General features: G+C 62.0%; 19 protein-coding genes. 7 read left to right on the top strand and 12 right to left on the bottom strand.

All coding sequences use genetic code 11. The features are described from left to right. Positions 1 to 21 precede the first annotated feature (21 nt). From ilvC to RI518_RS05205, 7 genes are all read right to left on the bottom strand, one after another. The gene (gene ilvC, locus RI518_RS05235) at positions 22 to 1047 is read right to left on the bottom strand and encodes a ketol-acid reductoisomerase (protein ID WP_310671612.1); all 1026 of its coding nucleotides are present in this window, start codon (positions 1045 to 1047) and stop codon (positions 22 to 24) included. A 51-nt stretch (positions 1048 to 1098) separates the two neighbouring features. Beyond that, positions 1099 to 1605: an acetolactate synthase small subunit gene (ilvN, locus tag RI518_RS05230; RefSeq protein WP_310671611.1), complete on the bottom strand. Its 507-nt coding sequence runs from the start codon at positions 1603 to 1605 to the stop codon at positions 1099 to 1101. A gap of 3 nt (positions 1606 to 1608) precedes the next feature. Further along, complete coding sequence (locus RI518_RS05225; protein ID WP_310671610.1) at positions 1609 to 3426, bottom strand: acetolactate synthase large subunit; 1818 nt, start codon at positions 3424 to 3426, stop codon at positions 1609 to 1611. Positions 3427 to 3465: 39 nt separating this feature from the next. Then, a complete protein-coding gene (ilvD, locus tag RI518_RS05220) occupies positions 3466 to 5160 on the bottom strand; it encodes a dihydroxy-acid dehydratase (RefSeq protein ID WP_310671609.1) in 1695 nt (564 codons plus the stop codon). 79 nt (positions 5161 to 5239) lie between these two features. Then, complete coding sequence (locus tag RI518_RS05215) at positions 5240 to 5734, bottom strand: hypothetical protein (RefSeq protein WP_310689551.1); 495 nt, start codon at positions 5732 to 5734, stop codon at positions 5240 to 5242. Between the two features lie 102 nt (positions 5735 to 5836). Continuing rightward, positions 5837 to 6610 carry a trehalose-phosphatase gene (gene otsB / locus RI518_RS05210; RefSeq protein WP_310689550.1) on the bottom strand — a complete coding sequence of 258 codons (774 nt, stop codon included), beginning with the start codon at positions 6608 to 6610 and terminating at the stop codon, positions 5837 to 5839. Then, on the bottom strand, positions 6607 to 8082 hold the full coding sequence (locus RI518_RS05205) for a trehalose-6-phosphate synthase (protein WP_310689549.1): 1476 nt from the start codon (positions 8080 to 8082) through the stop codon (positions 6607 to 6609). The genes otsB and RI518_RS05205 overlap by 4 nt, the downstream gene beginning before the upstream one ends. A gap of 156 nt (positions 8083 to 8238) precedes the next feature. Here RI518_RS05205 and RI518_RS05200 point away from each other — a divergent pair, with 156 nt between their 5' ends. Next, positions 8239 to 9072, top strand: coding sequence for a sugar phosphate isomerase/epimerase (locus RI518_RS05200; protein ID WP_310689548.1), 834 nt, complete (start codon positions 8239 to 8241; stop codon positions 9070 to 9072). Positions 9073 to 9156: 84 nt separating this feature from the next. After that, a complete protein-coding gene (locus tag RI518_RS05195) occupies positions 9157 to 9357 on the top strand; it encodes a hypothetical protein (RefSeq protein WP_310671602.1) in 201 nt (66 codons plus the stop codon). On the opposite strand, the gene RI518_RS05190 is transcribed toward RI518_RS05195, so the two are convergent. Then, complete coding sequence (locus RI518_RS05190) at positions 9354 to 9992, bottom strand: LysE family translocator (RefSeq protein ID WP_310671601.1); 639 nt, start codon at positions 9990 to 9992, stop codon at positions 9354 to 9356. The genes RI518_RS05195 and RI518_RS05190 overlap by 4 nt on opposite strands. Positions 9993 to 10072: 80 nt before the next feature. On the opposite strand from RI518_RS05190, the gene RI518_RS05185 reads away from it, so the two are divergent. Both RI518_RS05185 and RI518_RS05180 read left to right on the top strand, forming a co-directional pair. Further along, complete coding sequence (locus tag RI518_RS05185) at positions 10073 to 10375, top strand: hypothetical protein (RefSeq protein WP_310671600.1); 303 nt, start codon at positions 10073 to 10075, stop codon at positions 10373 to 10375. Beyond that, a complete protein-coding gene (locus tag RI518_RS05180) occupies positions 10372 to 11094 on the top strand; it encodes a potassium channel family protein (protein ID WP_310689547.1) in 723 nt (240 codons plus the stop codon). Before RI518_RS05185 ends, RI518_RS05180 begins: the two co-directional genes overlap by 4 nt. Positions 11095 to 11097: 3 nt before the next feature. On the opposite strand, the gene RI518_RS05175 is transcribed toward RI518_RS05180, so the two are convergent. Further along, entirely contained in the window at positions 11098 to 11811 is a 714-nt protein-coding gene (locus tag RI518_RS05175) for a flavodoxin family protein (protein WP_310671598.1), read from the bottom strand. A 154-nt stretch (positions 11812 to 11965) separates the two neighbouring features. Between RI518_RS05175 and RI518_RS05170 the strand changes: the two genes are divergently transcribed. After that, positions 11966 to 13183 carry a bifunctional alpha/beta hydrolase/OsmC family protein gene (locus RI518_RS05170; protein ID WP_310671597.1) on the top strand — a complete coding sequence of 406 codons (1218 nt, stop codon included), beginning with the start codon at positions 11966 to 11968 and terminating at the stop codon, positions 13181 to 13183. Between the two features lie 54 nt (positions 13184 to 13237). Here the strand turns inward: RI518_RS05170 and RI518_RS05165 are convergent, their stop codons facing one another. Continuing rightward, the gene (locus RI518_RS05165) at positions 13238 to 13621 is read right to left on the bottom strand and encodes a GtrA family protein (RefSeq protein WP_310671596.1); all 384 of its coding nucleotides are present in this window, start codon (positions 13619 to 13621) and stop codon (positions 13238 to 13240) included. 206 nt (positions 13622 to 13827) lie between these two features. Here RI518_RS05165 and RI518_RS05160 point away from each other — a divergent pair, with 206 nt between their 5' ends. Then, positions 13828 to 14256, top strand: coding sequence for a cupin domain-containing protein (locus RI518_RS05160; RefSeq protein ID WP_310671595.1), 429 nt, complete (start codon positions 13828 to 13830; stop codon positions 14254 to 14256). A gap of 147 nt (positions 14257 to 14403) precedes the next feature. On the opposite strand, the gene RI518_RS05155 is transcribed toward RI518_RS05160, so the two are convergent. Continuing rightward, positions 14404 to 14616, bottom strand: a complete 213-nt coding sequence (locus tag RI518_RS05155; RefSeq protein ID WP_310689546.1) for a hypothetical protein — start codon at positions 14614 to 14616, stop codon at positions 14404 to 14406. Positions 14617 to 14805: 189 nt separating this feature from the next. Continuing rightward, complete coding sequence (locus RI518_RS05150) at positions 14806 to 16122, bottom strand: TAXI family TRAP transporter solute-binding subunit (RefSeq protein WP_310671593.1); 1317 nt, start codon at positions 16120 to 16122, stop codon at positions 14806 to 14808. Between the two features lie 262 nt (positions 16123 to 16384). Here RI518_RS05150 and RI518_RS05145 point away from each other — a divergent pair, with 262 nt between their 5' ends. Continuing rightward, positions 16385 to 16642, top strand: a complete 258-nt coding sequence (locus RI518_RS05145; RefSeq protein WP_310671591.1) for a helix-turn-helix transcriptional regulator — start codon at positions 16385 to 16387, stop codon at positions 16640 to 16642. Positions 16643 to 16684: the final 42 nt, after the last annotated feature.

The following is a 16684-nucleotide window of genomic DNA, read 5'->3' as shown; positions in this document are numbered from 1 at the left end:
CGCGTGATCGACCGGAGGCGATCAGCGTGCGACGTGGCCCTCAACGTAGTCCTCGTCGGTGTCCTTCCAGGCAAACAGGGCCCGCAGTTTCCGACCGGTCTCTTCGATGGGGTGAGTCTCGCCTTTGTCGCGAAGCTCCATGAATTCTTTCGCGCCCGCATCCTGGTCGTTGATGAAGCGCTCCGCGAAGGCACCCGACTGGATGTCGGCCAATACGTCGCGCATGCTGTCTTTGACTTCGGGGGAAATGATTCGCGGACCCGAGACGTAGTCGCCGTATTCGGCGGTGTCACTGACCGACCAGCGCTGTTTCGCGATGCCCCCCTCGTGGATCAGGTCCACGATCAGTTTCAACTCGTGGAGGACTTCAAAGTAGGCAATTTCTGGCTGGTAACCCGCTTCGGTGAGCACTTCGAAACCGTATTGAATCAACTGCGAGGTTCCCCCACACAGCACGGCCTGCTCGCCAAAGAGGTCCGATTCGGTTTCCTCGGTGAAGGTGGTGACGATGCCGCCAGCTCGCAAACCACCGAGGCCCTTCGAGTAGGACCAGGCGAGGTCCCACGCGTTACCGGTGGCGTCGTTTTCGACGGCCACGATGACCGGGACTCCGCGACCGGCGACGTATTCGCGTCGCACCGTGTGACCGGGGCCCTTGGGAGCGACGAGGATGACGTCCACACCGGTGGGCGGCTGGATGTAGCCGAAGCGAATGTTGAAGCCGTGACCAAACACCAGGGCTTTTCCGTCGGCCAGGTTGGGGGCAATATCTTCTGCGTAGAGTCCGCGCTGGTGCTGGTCGGGTGCCAACACGACGACCACGTCGGCCCAGGCGGTCGCCTCGGGGGTCGACATCACCTGGAAGCCGGCCTCCTCGGCCTTTTGGGTGGACTTGGAGCCTGGCTTGAGGGCGACAACGACCTCCACTCCAGAGTCGCGCAGGTTTTGCGCGTGGGCGTGACCCTGCGAGCCGTAGCCGACGACGGCTACTTTCTTGCCCTGGATCAGGGATAGGTCGGCGTCTTTGTCGTACTTGATCTCAGTCACAGCCAGATACTCCTTGTTGTGGGGGCCATCGTTCTCGGGTGTGGTGGAAGCCTAGTTCTTTCCCAGTCGCTCCGTAATCGACTTTGAGCCTCGGCCGATGGCCAACAGGCCCGACTGGGCAATTTCTTTAATCCCGTAGGGCTCGAGTACGCGCAACAGGGCGTTGATTTTTGCGGTGTCGCCGGTGACTTCGATCACGAGCGCATCGGTCACCACGTCGACCACCCGCGCGCGAAACAGGTTCGTCGCCTCCAAAATCTGCGAGCGCGTCGAGTTGTCGACGCGCACTTTGATCAGCATATGTTCGCGCTGAACCGAGGCTTCCGGGTCCAACTCGACAATTTTGATGACGTTGACCAGCTTGTTGAGCTGCTTGGTCACCTGTTCGAGGGGGAGGCCTTCCACCTCGACGACGACGGTGATGCGTGAAAGCCCATCGATTTCGGTTTTACCGACTGCGAGAGATTCGATGTTGAATCCGCGTCTGGCGAAGAGGCCGGCAACGCGTGTGAGCAGGCCTGGCTTGTCCTCCACCAGGAGGCTCAGAACGTGCTGCACGGACTACTCCTCGTCCCACTGGGGTGCGTGCTCGCGCGCGTACTGCACTTGGGAGTTTCCAACCCCCTGGGGCACCATCGGCCACACCATGGAATCGCGCGAGACGATGAAGTCGAGCACCACGGGGCGGTCGTTGGTTTCCATCGCGAGCTTGATCGCGGGTTCCACTTCTTCTTTCGTGGTCACCCGAATCCCCAACGCTCCGTAAGAGTCCGCCAGTTTCACAAAATCGGGCACCATCGCCGTGTTGTGTCCGGTGTCGAGGTCGGTGTGCGAGTGGCGGCCGTCATAGAACAGCGTTTGCCACTGGCGCACCATTCCCAGCGACGAGTTGTTGATGATCGCCACTTTGATGGGGATGTTGTTAATGGTGCAGGTGGCGAGCTCCTGGTTGGTCATTTGGAAGCAGCCGTCACCGTCGATTGCCCAGACCAGGCGGTCGGGTTCGGCCACTTTTGCGCCCATCGCGGCGGGAACCGAGTACCCCATCGTTCCTGCTCCACCCGAGTTCAACCAGGAGCCTGGTCGCTCGTATTTGATGAACTGGGCTGCCCACATTTGGTGTTGGCCGACTCCTGCGGCGTAGACGGCCTCCGGCCCACCCATTTCGCCGATTTTTTGGATGACCCACTGGGGTGAGAGCAGGCCGTCGTCGGGTTCGTCGTAACCCAGCGGGTACTGCTCTTTCAAGCTATTGAGCCTGGTCCACCAGTCGGAATAGTCGGGGGTGTGGCTGGCCGCGGCCTCATCGAAGGCGGGCAGGAAGTCTTTCAGCACGTCTTTCGCGTCGCCCACGATGGGGACGTCGGCGTGACGGATTTTGCCGATTTCTGCCGGGTCAATATCGATGTGCACGACTTTCGCCCCGGGGGCAAAGTCGGAGACTTTGCCGGTCACCCGGTCGTCAAATCGCGAACCGATCGCGATGAGCAGGTCAGATTCTTGGAAGGAGAGCACCGCGGGAACCGTTCCGTGCATTCCCGGCATACCCAGATTCAGCGGGTTGGAGTCGGGGAAGACACCCCTGGCCATCAACGTGGTCACCACGGGTGCCCCGGTGCGGTTGGCAAAGGCGAGGAGTTCGTCCTGTGCGCCGGCTCGAATACAGCCGCCTCCGACGTACAGCACGGGCCGCTTGGCCTCCGCCAGAAGCTGCGCGGCCGCCTGGATTTGTTTTTGGTTGGCTTTGGTGACCGGGTGATACCCCGGCAGGTCCAGCTCTTCGGGCCAGACAAACGGCGCCGATTTTTGCTGAGCATCTTTGGTCACGTCGACGAGGACCGGCCCCGGTCGACCCGTCGTCGCAATGTGCACGGCGGCTTTGATGACACCCGGCACGTCTTCTGGTTTGGTGACCAAGAAGGAGTGTTTCGTAATGGGCATCGTCACACCGGAGATATCGACCTCTTGGAAGGCGTCGGTCCCCATCGAGGTGGAAAAGACTTGACCGGTGATCGCCAGCAGCGGCACCGAATCCATGTAGGCGTCGGCGATGGCGGTGACCAGGTTGGTCGCCCCCGGCCCGGAGGTGGCGATCGCCACACCGAGGCGCCCGGATGACGCGGCGTAGCCTTCGGCGGCGTGACCGGCACCCTGTTCGTGTCGGACCAGGATGTGTCGGATTTTATCCGCCGCGCCCATCAGCTCGTCGTAGAAGGGCATGATGGCGCCGCCGGGGAGGCCAAAGACGTCTTTAATTCCCAGAAGCTCCAGGGATTTGAGGATGGCGCCGGAGCCGGTCAGCACGGGCGCATCGTCGGGGACGACCGCGGCGTTGGCGGCCGCGGCGTCATAATCCGTCTGGGTAGCTGTGTCAGTCATCGTCTCAATCTCACTCGAATTAGTCGGAAAACGCAGGCGTTAACCCGTGACCGCGCCTTCGGCAGCGGAGCGCACGAGCTTGCGGTATTTCGCCAGCACACCGCGGGTGTAGTGGGGGGGCAACGGTTCGAAGCCCTCCTGGCGTGCCTTCAACTCGTCGGCATCGACCAGTAGGTCGATACTGCGAGTCGGAATGTCGACCCGAATCAGATCACCATCTCTCAGGAACGCAATAGGACCTGCGTCCACGGCTTCCGGAGCGATGTGGCCGATACACAGGCCGGTTGTGCCGCCTGAGAATCGTCCGTCGGTCAACAGTAATACATCTTTACCCAGCCCCGCACCCTTAATCGCAGCGGTAATGGCGAGCATTTCGCGCATCCCCGGACCGCCCTTGGGGCCTTCGTATCGAATCACAATGACATCGCCGGCCTGGATTTTGCCCTCGGTGAGGGCGTCCATCGCCGCGCGCTCACGTTCGAAAACGCGCGCGGGACCCTCGAAGGTCGCGAGGTCAAACCCTGCGGTTTTCACCACGGCCCCCTCGGGAGCCATGGAACCCTTCAAAATGGTGATGCCCCCGGTGGGGTGCACGGGGTTGGAAAACTCGCGGAGCACCTCACCATCGATCGGATCAGGGTTTAGCTCTTTGAGGTTCTCGGCCATGGTCTTGCCGGTCACGGTCAGTGCGTCGCCGTGGAGCAGGCCCTCATCGAGCAGGGCTTTGAGCAGTACCGGAATCCCGCCGTGGCGGTCCACGTCGTTCATCACGTAGTGGCCGAAGGGCTTCAGGTCGCCCACGTGCGGGGTCTTATCGCCGATTCGGTTGAAGTCATCCAAGGTGAGTGGCACACCGGCTTCGTTGGCGATCGCCAAGAGGTGCAACACGGCGTTGGTGGACCCCCCCAGGGCCATCAAAATCGTGATGGCGTTTTCAAACGCCTCGATGGTGAGAATGTCGCTTGCGCGAAGACCCTGCTGCAACATGTTGACCACTGCTTCACCGGAGCGGTGGGCGTAGAGGTCGCGGCGTCGGTCAAACGACGCCGGCGAGGCCGAACCGGGCAAGCTCATCCCGAGTGCTTCGGCGATGCTCGACATGGTATTTGCGGTGTACATCCCGCCACAGGCGCCCTCACCGGGCGCGAACGCGCATTCGATGCGTTTGGCGTCCTCTTCCGACATCAGGCCGGCTTTCACCGCACCGACGGCTTCGAACGAGTCGATGATGGTGATGTCTTTTTCGGTACCGTCGCTCAATTTCACCCAGCCGGGGGCAATCGACCCCGCGTAGAGAAACACCGAGGCGAGGTCGAGTCTGGCGGCCGCCATCAACATGCCGGGGATGGACTTATCGCAGCCGGCCAAGAGCACGGAACCATCGAGGCGCTCGGCCTGCATCACCGTTTCGACCGAATCGGCGATGACTTCACGCGAGACGAGGGAAAAGTGCATCCCCTCGTGGCCCATCGAAATCCCGTCAGAGACCGAGACGGTTCCAAACTGCAACGGGTAACCACCACCGGTGAAGACCCCCTCCTTCGCGGCCTGCGCGAGGCGGCCCAGAGAGAGGTTGCAGGGGGTGATTTCGTTCCACGAACTGGCAATCCCGACCTGGGGCTTATCCCAGTCCTCGTCGCCCATTCCCACCGCGCGCAACATTCCGCGCGACGTGGTCGCCTCAATTCCATCGGTCACATCGCGCGAGCGCGGTTTCTGATCGGGTTTCGCCATGGCACAGAGTCTATCGCCGAGTCCTGGAAGTCGTAAGGGACGCCCGAAGGGCGTCCCTTAGCGCAATATCGCGGCGGATTTACCGCGCTCCCGTGCCAATCCCCAGGTTCCAGGGCGCAACCATCTCGCGCTCTGTTCCCTCGGCTGACACTCCCCCCTGGGCGCCGGGCCGGTCGTCGCGGGGATGAGTACCTGGGCCAGAACCCTCCCGCGCGGCCTCGCCCGCTCCGCCGTGTTCTCCCGCTCCGGCGTGTTCTCCCGCTCCGCGGTGCTCCCCCGCTCCGCGCTCGGTGCGGTGGCCCTCACGTGCCTGGGCTCCTTCTGGCTGGGCTCCGCGGCGTTGATTCTTGCCCGGTTGACCCTGCTCTGAGTGTTCGTGGGCGCGTTGTTGGACCTGTTCGATGCGGTCGTCTCTTGCGTCTACGCCGATTGCCGCACCGGTCGCAAACGCCGCACCGCCGAGAAGCAACGAGCCGAGCGCTCCCGCTGCGGTGATGGTGAGTATCTGGGCTGTCTTCATGTCATCCTCCATGCGGGCGGATCCCGCGTCGAGGATGACGCTAATGTCGGCCACTTGGTGGACTCTCGGGTTCACCTTGACACACGCTGTGGTGTTTCTATGAGGTGTATATGGACGGTGTTCAGGAGTGGGCCGAGCCCCCGCGCGGCGCGCGTGCTAGCCGCTGCGCCGGGCTGCAAGCGAGGCCAAAAAGTCCGCCACCGCGTCCACATCGGCCAGGAAATACGGTGCCACGCTCTCTCCCTCACCGCAGCGGATACCCACATCGCCCGGGCCGAGTACGGCCTGGGCGTCCTCATCGGTGAGGTCATCGCCGATAAACAGCGTGGTTTCGGGGTGGAGTAACTCACGCAGTGCCTCAATACCGTCACCCTTGTTCTGCGACTGCAGGGAACACTCGATAATTCCGTGTCCCAGTCTCGTGGTGAGGGCATCGCCAAACGAGGCGGCGGCCGCTCGTGCTCTGTGGCGAATGTCGTCTTCTTGGGCGGCGGGCAGCGAACGAGTGTGAAGCGCCGCGCCCCACGGTTTGGTCTCCACCCAGGCGCCGGGAAACGCATCGGCAATGGCCACAAAGGCATCCCATACGGCCTGCCGTTCCATCGGGTCGGCGGTGGGAACTCGAACGACACCGCCGTCTGCGGGCCCTTCCAATTCCACCCCGTGCGAGCCAATCAGCCACCAGCGCGGGTCAGCCGCTGACACCTCGCGCAGGTTTGCCAGACCCCGTCCGGAGACAAGCGCCAGGGTGGTTTCGGGTGCACTGGCCAACGCCTCCACGGCCGCGCGTGCGGCTTTGGTCATCCTCGCATCGTCGGGGACATCGACCAGCGGCGCGAGGGTGCCGTCAAAGTCGAGAGCCACCAGCAGTGGCTTAGCCGACGCTGCCCGCTCGAGCGCCTGCTCGATCGGCTTATAGTGGCCCGTCACCGGCGGGGTTTCGGTCTCGGCGGCGTGACGGCGTCGAGAAAGCTGGTCGCCCAGCGCCGCACATCGTGTTCCTCCACGGTGGCGCGCAACGCGGCCATCCGCGTCGATGCCTCATCGGGCGACATATTCGCCGCCTGGACAAAAGCCTCTTTCATCCCATCGATGTCGTGCGGGTTCACCATCAACGCCTGATCCAACTCGTCGGCCGCCCCGGTGAACTCGCTCAGCACCAGTACACCTTTATTGTCGGTGCGGGCGGAGACGAACTCTTTGGCCACAAGGTTCATGCCGTCTCGAAGCGGCGTGACCACCATGACGTCACAGGCCAGGTAGAGCGCCATCATTTCGTCGCGGGAGATGTTCTGGTGCAGGTAGACAATGGCGGGTCGACCCAGGTGGCCAAATTCTCCGTTGATCCGGCCCACCTGCAATTCGATGTCGTCTCGCAACTGACGGTAGCTCTCCACCCGCTCCCTGGAGGGGCTCGCCAACTGAACAAACACCGCATCACTGGCCTCCAGGGTGCCCTCCGCTAAGAGCTCACCAAAGGCCTTCAGCCGATGGCTGATGCCTTTGGTGTAATCCAGGCGGTCCACCCCGAGAAACACGGTGCCCGGCTGACCGAGCTCCTCGCGAATTGCCGTCGCGCGAGCCCGCACCGAATCGGTCGTGGCCAGTTCCACGATGGCGGCCTGATCCAGGGAAATCGGGAAGACATCCACTCGCACTTCACGGGTTTTACTGGCCGTCACCGGTGGCGAGTCCGGGTCACGAGGAACCCGGGCATCCAGTGGTACCCGCACGATGGGTTTCTTCATCGAATACCCCACATTGCGCCTGACCGCTTGGCGCATGTTGGAGGCGTCTACCGCGCGCTGGAAGCCCACCACGTCGGCGCCCAACAGGCCGTGCAAAATCTCCTGCCGCCAGGGCAGTTGGCCGAAGAGTTCAGAGGAGGGAAAGGGAATGTGGTGGAAGTAGCCGATGCGCAGATCCGGTCGAAGCACCCTCAGCATTTGCGGCACCAGTTGCAGCTGATAATCCTGCACCCAGACAAAACCGCCCTCGCTCGCCACTGCGGCGGCGGCTTCGGCAAAGCGCTGGTTCACCACACGGTAGGTCTCCCACCAGTCGCGATGAAACTGGGGCGCCACGATCACGTCGTGATAGAGCGGCCAAATCGTCGCATTCGACATGCCCTCGTAGTGTTCGGCGACTTCCCGCTCACTCATCGACACCGGCACGTAGTGGGTGCGATCGAGACTGAAGGTCTCGAGGGGGGTGTCGGCCAGGCCGGGCCAGCCCACCCAGGCCGCCTCGCGGCCTGCCATCACCGGCTGCAGGGCCGCCACGAGACCGCCCGGGCTCGTCACCCACTGTTGCTCGCCATCGGCGCCAGGCTTCGCATCGACCGGAAGTCGATTCGAGACGACGACGAAGTCGACGGGGGGTGTGCGGGTAGAGCCAGCCATGTTCTCCCGACCTCGAAAAGGCGTATCCGACAGCTTTTAGGCTAGCACCGGGCCGTTTTTGCCTGAAAAGGCTCCGAGGACTTTGCCAACACGTCACCTTTTGGTCACCTCGCTCCATGGCGGCCACGCGAGGATGAGCACATGGTTCAGATTGGAATGAGCACCAGCTGCGCACACAGTTACCCTCTGGAAGAAACCTTCCGCCTGTCAGCCGATATCGGCTTTGACGGCATCGAAGTGATGGTCATGCACGACCCTCGCACCCGAAGCGCCGACGCGCTCAGCACCCTCGCCGCCGAGTACTCACAACCCATCCTGTCTATTCACGCGCCGGTCTTACTGGCGACCAGCTTTGTCTTCGGACTCTCGGCCAAATCAAAACTCGAAAAATCCGCCCAGCTCGCCCGCTCCGTCGGTGCCCCCACCGTCGTGGTGCACCCGCCGTTTCGCTGGCAGGGTGGCTACAGCAAAGTCTTCGCCGAAATTGTCGGTGAAATCGCCGACACCTACGACGTCACGATCGCGGTGGAGAACATGTTCGGCTGGAATGCCGGTCGTGCCCACCTCGACGCGTACGCGCCCACCTGGAATCCCGGAGCGCTCCCCATCGATGCCCTCACCTTGGACTTTTCCCACGCGGCGCTAAACGGCTCCAGCGGATTAGACCTCGCGCAGGACTGGGGTGAGCGGCTCCAACACGTTCACCTGTGTGACGGAACGCTTCCGGATGAAAATCCCCACCTCTTCGATGAACACCTCGCGCCCGGCGATGGTTCACAACCCATCGCCGGAGTTCTGGAGCAGCTCAGCCAGACCGGCTTTGACGGTGCGGTGATTGCGGAAGTCTCGACCGCGAAAGACCGCACCCGGGAGTCCAAAATGCAACGACTGGGCCGAACACTCGAGTTTGCCCGGAGCCACCAGGCCCCGGCTGTGACACCGCTGCCCGTCGCGGCCAGGGAGCAGCTGGTGCTGGCCAAAGCCAGCTAACCCCACCCTCGCACCTCCACACGAGGATCCGATTGCACAGAAGCCCGGGAGATAGGGCTCAGCACGATTGGCTACCCTGGTCTCATGCGCAGGTTTCTCTTTAGTAGCAGTGTGATCTCCGCGGTCGCCTCCGGAGCGGGCTTATTGCGCCAAACACTCAAAAATCCTTGGAGTTGGCGCACCGCCCTGCTGTGGGTGAGCTGGGCGATTTCGATGGTGCTGGCGGTGACCAGCGTGATTGATCGGGGTCGACTCCCCGAGGACATGACTGAGGGCAGACGCTAGGACGAACTGAGCGCGTCGTAGAGCATGTAGACGCCGAGGCCCGCCAGGGCCACTCCTCCTCCCGCGCGCACGGCTTCGAGCCTTTTCGCCGAGCCGGCGAACCAGTCGCGGGCAAAGCCCGCGCCCACCGCCCAGACCGAATCGCTGGAGATTCCAATCACCAGGAAAATCGCGCCCAAAAACAGCATCTGCCAGACCACCGAGATGCCATTCGGGCTGACAAACGCGGGCATTGTGGCGACGAAGAAGACCAGGGTTTTGGGGTTGGTGATGCCCACCCCAATCGATTCCACGAACAACCTGGAGCCTCGCGGTTTGGTGCGAACCTTTTCCACCTTGGTGTGGTCTTTACGGGCGAGGATGGCTTGGAGAGCCAAGAGCAAAATGATGATGGCCCCGCCCAGTTTGAGGGCAAAAAACAGCGGCGGCACCGCAATCACCAGCGCCCCCAGACCGAGTGCGACGGCGAGAATTTGAATGCCGACTCCCGCGCCGTTACCCAAGACACTAATCAGGGCGGCGAGTTTCCCCCAGGCCAATGCCCGACCGATGGAGTAGAGCACACTGGGCCCCGGGATGACGATAATCACCAGCGAGAGCAGGGTGAACGCCAGAAGGTTGGATGCACTAATCACTAGGAGAGTGTAGGGCCAGGTGGGACCACGCGGTGGCCGATTAAGCTGGAGACCTTCTGGCCATTAGGGAAGGGGACACCGTGTCAACACTCAGCGTGGTCACCGACGTGTTTTTATCAAAACGCGAAGCGCTGGCCCAACTCGAAGTGGTCTTGAATGTGCGCGCCGATCGGCGCGATCCGACCAACCCCTACCTGTTTATGCCAAGCGGCACAGTGCTCACCATTGACGTGCCGAAGTTTGGCGAAGACCTCCCCGTCACCCTGGACCTTCGAGCAGACATTCCCCACCCAGTGTTAGTCGAACAGGCCGAGGCGTTGGCGCAGCAACTCGGCGACGATTTGGGCTGGAGTTGCATGATCCTGGAGGGCCAACCCGAGTGAGCGCGCACGCCTGGGAGCGGGCAACAGAAATTCCCCTGCTCATTGCCGGTTTTCTGTTCCTGTTTTCCTACTCCTGGCAGGTTCTCGCCGACCCGTCGCCCGGAGTGTATGCCGCGTGGGAACTGGTCGCCATTGTGGTGTGGGTGTTCTTCGGCGTCGACTACCTGGTGCGCTTAGTCCTCGCGCGCCGAAGGGTGCGCTGGTTTTTTCGCCACATTCTGGATTTTGTGGTCCTCGTACTACCGCCGCTTCGACCGCTGCGCCTCGTGCGGTTGTTGGTGTTGCTGCGGGTGTTGAGGCGAAATGCCCCGCGTCTCATTCGAAATCGGATTTTAGCTTTCGCGTCGATTTCCACCGTGCTCCTGGTCTACATCGCCTCCCTGGCGGTGTTGGAAGCGGAGCGAGACGCGGGAGCCATCACCACGTTTGGCGACGCGCTGTGGTGGTCGCTGGTCACCGTGACCACCGTCGGGTACGGCGATTACACCCCGGTCACATTCATTGGTCGACTCATCGCCGTGGGTCTGATGCTGGGTGGCGTGGTGCTGGTGGGCATCATTGTCGGAACCCTCGGGTCCTGGATTATCCAGAGCGTGAGCGACGACAACGAGGAAGCCACCGAAGAGACCGCCGAGGCGGTCATCGCTCTGCGCGATGAGGTCCGGCAACTACGCGCGGCCCTAGAAGACCAAGGCATCGACACCGAAAAACGGCTCTAAGCTCTAGCGGTATTCCGGGTTCTCATCGAACCCAGAGCGCTCCCCGCGATCCCACGCCTCGCGAGTATTACCCTCGGCGGGGTAGCCCCCTTGGCCGGTCAGCATCGACGCCAAGTGCATCAGGTTCCAGGTCATAAACGTGGTGTTGCGGTTGGTGAAGTCGTTTTCTGGCCCGCCGGAGCCCTCATCCAGGTAGCTGGGGCCCGGTCCGGCTTCGCCGATCCAGCCGGCGTCTGCTGCCGGCGGGATGGAGTAGCCAATGTGTTGCAGCGAATACAGGGTGGACATGGCCGCGTGCTTCGATCCGTCCTCATTACCGGTCGTGATGATGCCGCCGACTTTGCCGTAGTAGACGTATTGGCCTTTGTCGTTGTGGAGCCCGCTCATCGCGTATAGGCGCTCGATCAGCACCCGCGCCTGGGAGGAGTTCTCCCCCAGCCACAGCGGGGTGCCCACCACCACAATGTCGGCGGCCTCGACGGTGGGCCAGATTTCTGGCCACGCGTCGACCTCCCAGCCGTGCTCGCGCATGTCCGGGTATACCCCGGCGGCCACCGGATAGTCGACAAGCCGCAACAGTGTGGTCGACACACCCTGGGCTTCCATCACGGCCATTGACCTGCGCATCAAGCCCTCGGTGTGGCTAAGCTCCGGAGATTTCTTCAGCGTGCAATTGATGAAGACGGCAGAAAGGTGTGCAAAGGGTGAGTCGGTCATGGCGGGAGCCTACGACGCACAGGGAGCCGTGCGCTGAGTGTCTACTCACCCCTGGCGACTATTCGGCACTGGCGACCACTCATGCAGGCCGAATGAGACTGTGCGACGCTGGGGAAGCGCCAGCTAAGCCCCGTGCGGTGGGAGGACCAAGACCATGAGCAATGACGAGTTCATTTTTGACGGCTCGATGGGGCCGCTCTCGGGGAGACTGAGCCTGCCGGATCGCCCGGTCACCCACAGCGCACTCTTTGCGCACTGTTTTACCTGCTCCAAAGACATCCCCGCGGCGAAGCGCATCACCAGCGCCCTCGCCGCACGAGGTATCGCGGTGTTGAGTTTTGACTTCACCGGCCTTGGCCACTCGGATGGCGAATTTGAAAACACCAACTTCAGCTCCAACGTCGAAGACCTCCGCGCCGCAGCAGCGGCCCTCGAGGCGCGCGTTGCGCCACCCAGTCTGCTGGTGGGCCACTCCCTGGGAGGCGCAGCGGTCATTGCCGCTGCGCCCACACTGCCGTCCGTGAAAGCTGTCGCCACCATTGGTGCACCGTCTGACCCCGAACACGTCCAGGGTCTCTTTCGTGACGCGGTTCCAGAAATTAACGACCGGGGCTCTGCCGAGGTCGACCTGGCGGGGCGCTCTTTCACCATCACCAAACAGTTTGTCGACGATATTGGAAACGCCTCGCTGCACGGAGCGCTGTTGACTCTCGACGCCGCCCTGTTGGTCATGCACTCGCCGGTCGATGAAATCGTGAACGTCTCCAACGCCGCAGAAATCTTCAAAGCGGCATTGCACCCGAAATCGTATGTGTCGTTGGATGACGCGGATCACCTCATGCGACGGGTGGCCGATGCGGAATATGCCGCCTCGGTGATCACCGCCTGGGCGGGCCGCTACCTGCCGCCGGCACCCTCGGGTAGTGGGCAGAGCGCACCAGATGGCGACGTGTTGGTCTCTGAAGTCTCCCCCGACGGTTTCGCCCACGACGTGTTGGTCGCGGGAACACACCAGTTGAGCGCAGATGAACCCGAAGATGTGGGCGGGACAAATACCGGCCCGACCCCCTACCAGTTCCTCGCGGCGGGGCTCGGGGCCTGCACCTCGATGACGATCCGCCTCTACGCGAGGCGGAAGAAAATTCCCCTCGAGCACGTCTCGGTCACCGTTCGCCACGACAAACGCCACGCCATTGAGTGCGAAGGGTGCGAGACCACGGAGCCCAAAGTGGACCACTTTCAGCGAGACATTCGACTCTCAGGAGAACTGAGCGACGAACAGGTGGCCTCGCTACTGGCTATCGCCGATAAGTGCCCGGTCCACCGCACCCTCGAGCGAGCCTCGCACATCAGCACCACGCGGGTCTCTTGAGGCCAGGGCCCCAGGAGCCCACCCCGAGGAGGACCTTCCTTGGGTGTGATCGGCTCAGCGCTTCTGGCTGGAGAGCGGGAACACGAAAAAGCGAAGCCCCAGAAACAACACACCACCGACCAACACCAGCACGAGTGCTTCCACCACGTAGTGGTTAAACGACCACACGATAGTAAAGAGCGTCAAGAGTCCGAGGTTTAGTAGGTAGCCCACGGTGTGGACGAGCAAAAACCGCCAGGTCGCTTCGCGGTGCCCCCGACCGCTTCGAAACGCGAAACCCCGGTTCACAAAATAGCTCGCCACGACCGCACCGGGGTAGACCAACGCAATGGCCAGCACCGGCGTGACCGATAGAGCAGTGACACCCCAATAGGCGAAATAGATTGCCACAGTCATACCGGCGCCGGTCATCGAATAGCGAACGAGTGACGAAACCATGTGCTCCCCAAAGCCTGAATACCCAGTATCCCAGTGCCAGTGCCAGTGCCAGTGCCAGTGCCAGTGCCAGTGCGTCGCATTCGCACTCAGTGCCTGCATGTCCTTCAACCCATCACCATCACCTCCAGCCCACCACAACACCTGGCGATAATCCTCCACAGGTCGGGGCCCACTCAACGATGACCTCGCTTGCTAGCCTTCGAGGTATGAGCAATTTCAGTGTGACAAATATCGGCCCGATGAATTCCTGGCGGGAGCATTTCGGCGGTTTTGTGCCAGAGACCAGCCGGGACGGCAGGCGTGTGGTTGACCACGAATTAGACAGCGAAGTGATCGGGTTTACCGCGACCGCCTACGAACCCGGCGAAGAAGCCGGCTATTGGCACAGTCACTCCACGCTCGAAGAGGTCTACGTCTTTTTAGAGGGTGAAGGTCAAATGGGCCTCGATGACCACGTCATTGACGTCGGCCCTGGAACGGTAGTGCATGTGGGGACGGGTGTGATGCGCACCTGGCGGGCACGACCCGACTCCCCCACCCAACTGCGGTGGTTGTGTCTACGCGCCGGCCAGATTCCCCTCCCCGCCATTCCCGACGACGCGGTTCCCATTCGCGACATTCCGATGCCCTGGTAGGGGCCGCAGGGCAGAGCGCACCCCGACACAGCAATGTCTCGCACCCGTTGGTGTTTTCAACGAGAGAACTCCGTATGGTCGCGGCCACACGTGTCGCGCCACTAGAACCACTGGAGCACAATCCGTCTACAGCTGATCTGGTCGGGGCTAGGGACCGAGCAGGGCGAGTGGAACAATGGCTACATCTCCCCTCAGATAGGCATCGCGACCCGTATAGACCACCACCGAGCCGATGAGGTCATCGCCGAGTTGCTGTGCCAACCAGGTGAGGTGTCGGGTGTCAGAGGCTTCCACGGTCTTTCCCAGTTTGACCTCGATGGCTAGTACCTTCCCATCATCTCGTTCGACGATGATGTCCACCGCCTAGGCGAGCATTCTCCGTGGGAATCCTCGCCACGTGATCGCCTCAGACGGTGACGGTCACACAGGCCTCGATAACCAGGCCATCGATGCCCACCCCGAAGGGCGTCCGCGTGGAAGCAGGTCTCGCGCGTACCTGGAGGGCGCACCCCATCGGCGGGATCACTCTCGGAGCGACGAATGGCGAAACTACCGAGCCCTTCCGGGGTCGTCGCGATCGCTCACAGGACTGTCGTCCACACCGCTGTCGTCTACACCGCTGTCGTGTCCGTGCTGTGGGGCAGACAGGCTTGCGGAGAGGGTGACGATTCGCTCCCGGTCGAGCCGGTCCTGGGTCATCTCGCTATTCCACGCCTCGACCTGTCGAGCGAGGGCTGTGGGCACCTGGCCCCCTTCCGCCTGGAGCTTTTCTACCCGGTCTAACACCGCTCGGCGTTGCCTGGGCGCCAGTACTTTCGTCCACAGCCCGTAGATATCCGGGTACAGCACTTTATAGATGGTCGCGAGCAGGAGGGCCACTGAACTGAGGAGCACCAGTCGGCCAAATACTTCTGCCAACCAGCCGGGTAGTACCTGGTAGTGCCACGGCGCCCCGGAGCGATAAAACTCTTCAACGACGGGGTGTGGGGGCAATTGGGAGTCAGAAAAATTGGGAAAAGTGGAGCCTTGGGCACCGGTCGCCCCCGAACCGAACTGTTCGTCAAGCCGCGACGCGATATCCAAGGCGATTGCTGCCGGTAGGTCGTTTCTGGCCACCACCGTGACGGGAAGGCCCACCGTCGACAGCGAGCTCGAGGGAACGGGGCTGGCAATATCGAGAAGCCCCGGGGGGATGGTCATGCTCTGGACATAGCCAATGTCGATTGCCAGCGCCTCGGCGGTGGGCATGTTCACCAGGCTGAGTGCCGGGTCAGTGGCTAACTCTTTGACGATGGGAGTGTTGACGGGGAAGAGGACACCGACCACGTCGGTCTCACCCTGCCGCACCGATTCGATGCCCTCCGCGAGAGTGCCGTAGTGGGGCTCGATGTCGAGGTCGTAGAGATCAAAAACCTGCGCTGCCAGTTGATCAAAGCCGCTGCCTTCCACCTGCATCCACACGGAGCGACCGTCAAGATCTTCCAGGGAAAGTGACTCAGACTCTCCGGCCCGGGCAAACAGCAGTAGTGGCTCCAGCACGACCGAACCCAAAGACGACACATCGGGGTAATCTTCTGCGTCAATTTCTTGGGCAATGAACCCCACATTCACCGGGTTATCGGGGTCTTGGACGTCCTCGACGATGTTCAGAGTGTCGTTTCGGTAGGTGAGCTCGACGTCAACTCCCTGGGATTGAAGCTCTTGGGCGAGGTCATCACCCGTGTGGTAGAAAAAACCCTCCTGGGGTCCGCCCTCGATCAGGACCGAACGATCCCAGGAAATGGTGCTGGCGATATAACCCGCTCCGGCGAGAAGGAGGGCGATAAACAATCCCGTGGCGAAGAGAACACTGCGGGCGATCGGCACGTGAAAATCCTTTCTTCCTGGCGCCAATCGTGGTGACCCAGAGCTCATAGAGTACTTCCTACCACGCTGAAGTGACGGTTTTTTTGCCACCCCTCACCGACTCGGCGCAAAGCCCGAGCCACCGGGATGCCAGCGAACACGCTGTTGATGAGCGAGACACGACCAGACGACTGTGCTCATTTTAGACCTCCCCCACACACAGTTATCGCTTTTTCGCAATAGAGGGGCTATATTGTTGTTTCACGATAAATGGAGCGAACCCGTGACTCTTCCCCCCGCACGCCTCAACGCACCCGCCGACTTCGGCATCGCACTCCAGCAAGCCCGAATGTCTCGGGCAATGACCCAGCAGGAACTCGCCGACCTCGTCGGAGTCCCACAAAGCACAGTCAGTCAAATGGAGAACGGCCAGACGACCCTCTACCTGCGCCGACTCCTCCACCTCGCGCAGGCCACAGGCCTGCACTTCCAGGCAACCTGGGACGACCACGCTAAAACAGTTGACGCCTTCTCGCGATAGTGAGACCCACCACAGCCGCCAAGACAATGACCCCGGCGAGAC

This window comes from Pontimonas sp., assembly GCF_031581085.1.
Taxonomy (GTDB): Bacteria; Actinomycetota; Actinomycetes; order Actinomycetales; family Microbacteriaceae; genus Pontimonas.
Note: the sequence above shows the minus strand (reverse complement) of the source record. Positions and strands in the feature narration are given on the sequence as shown.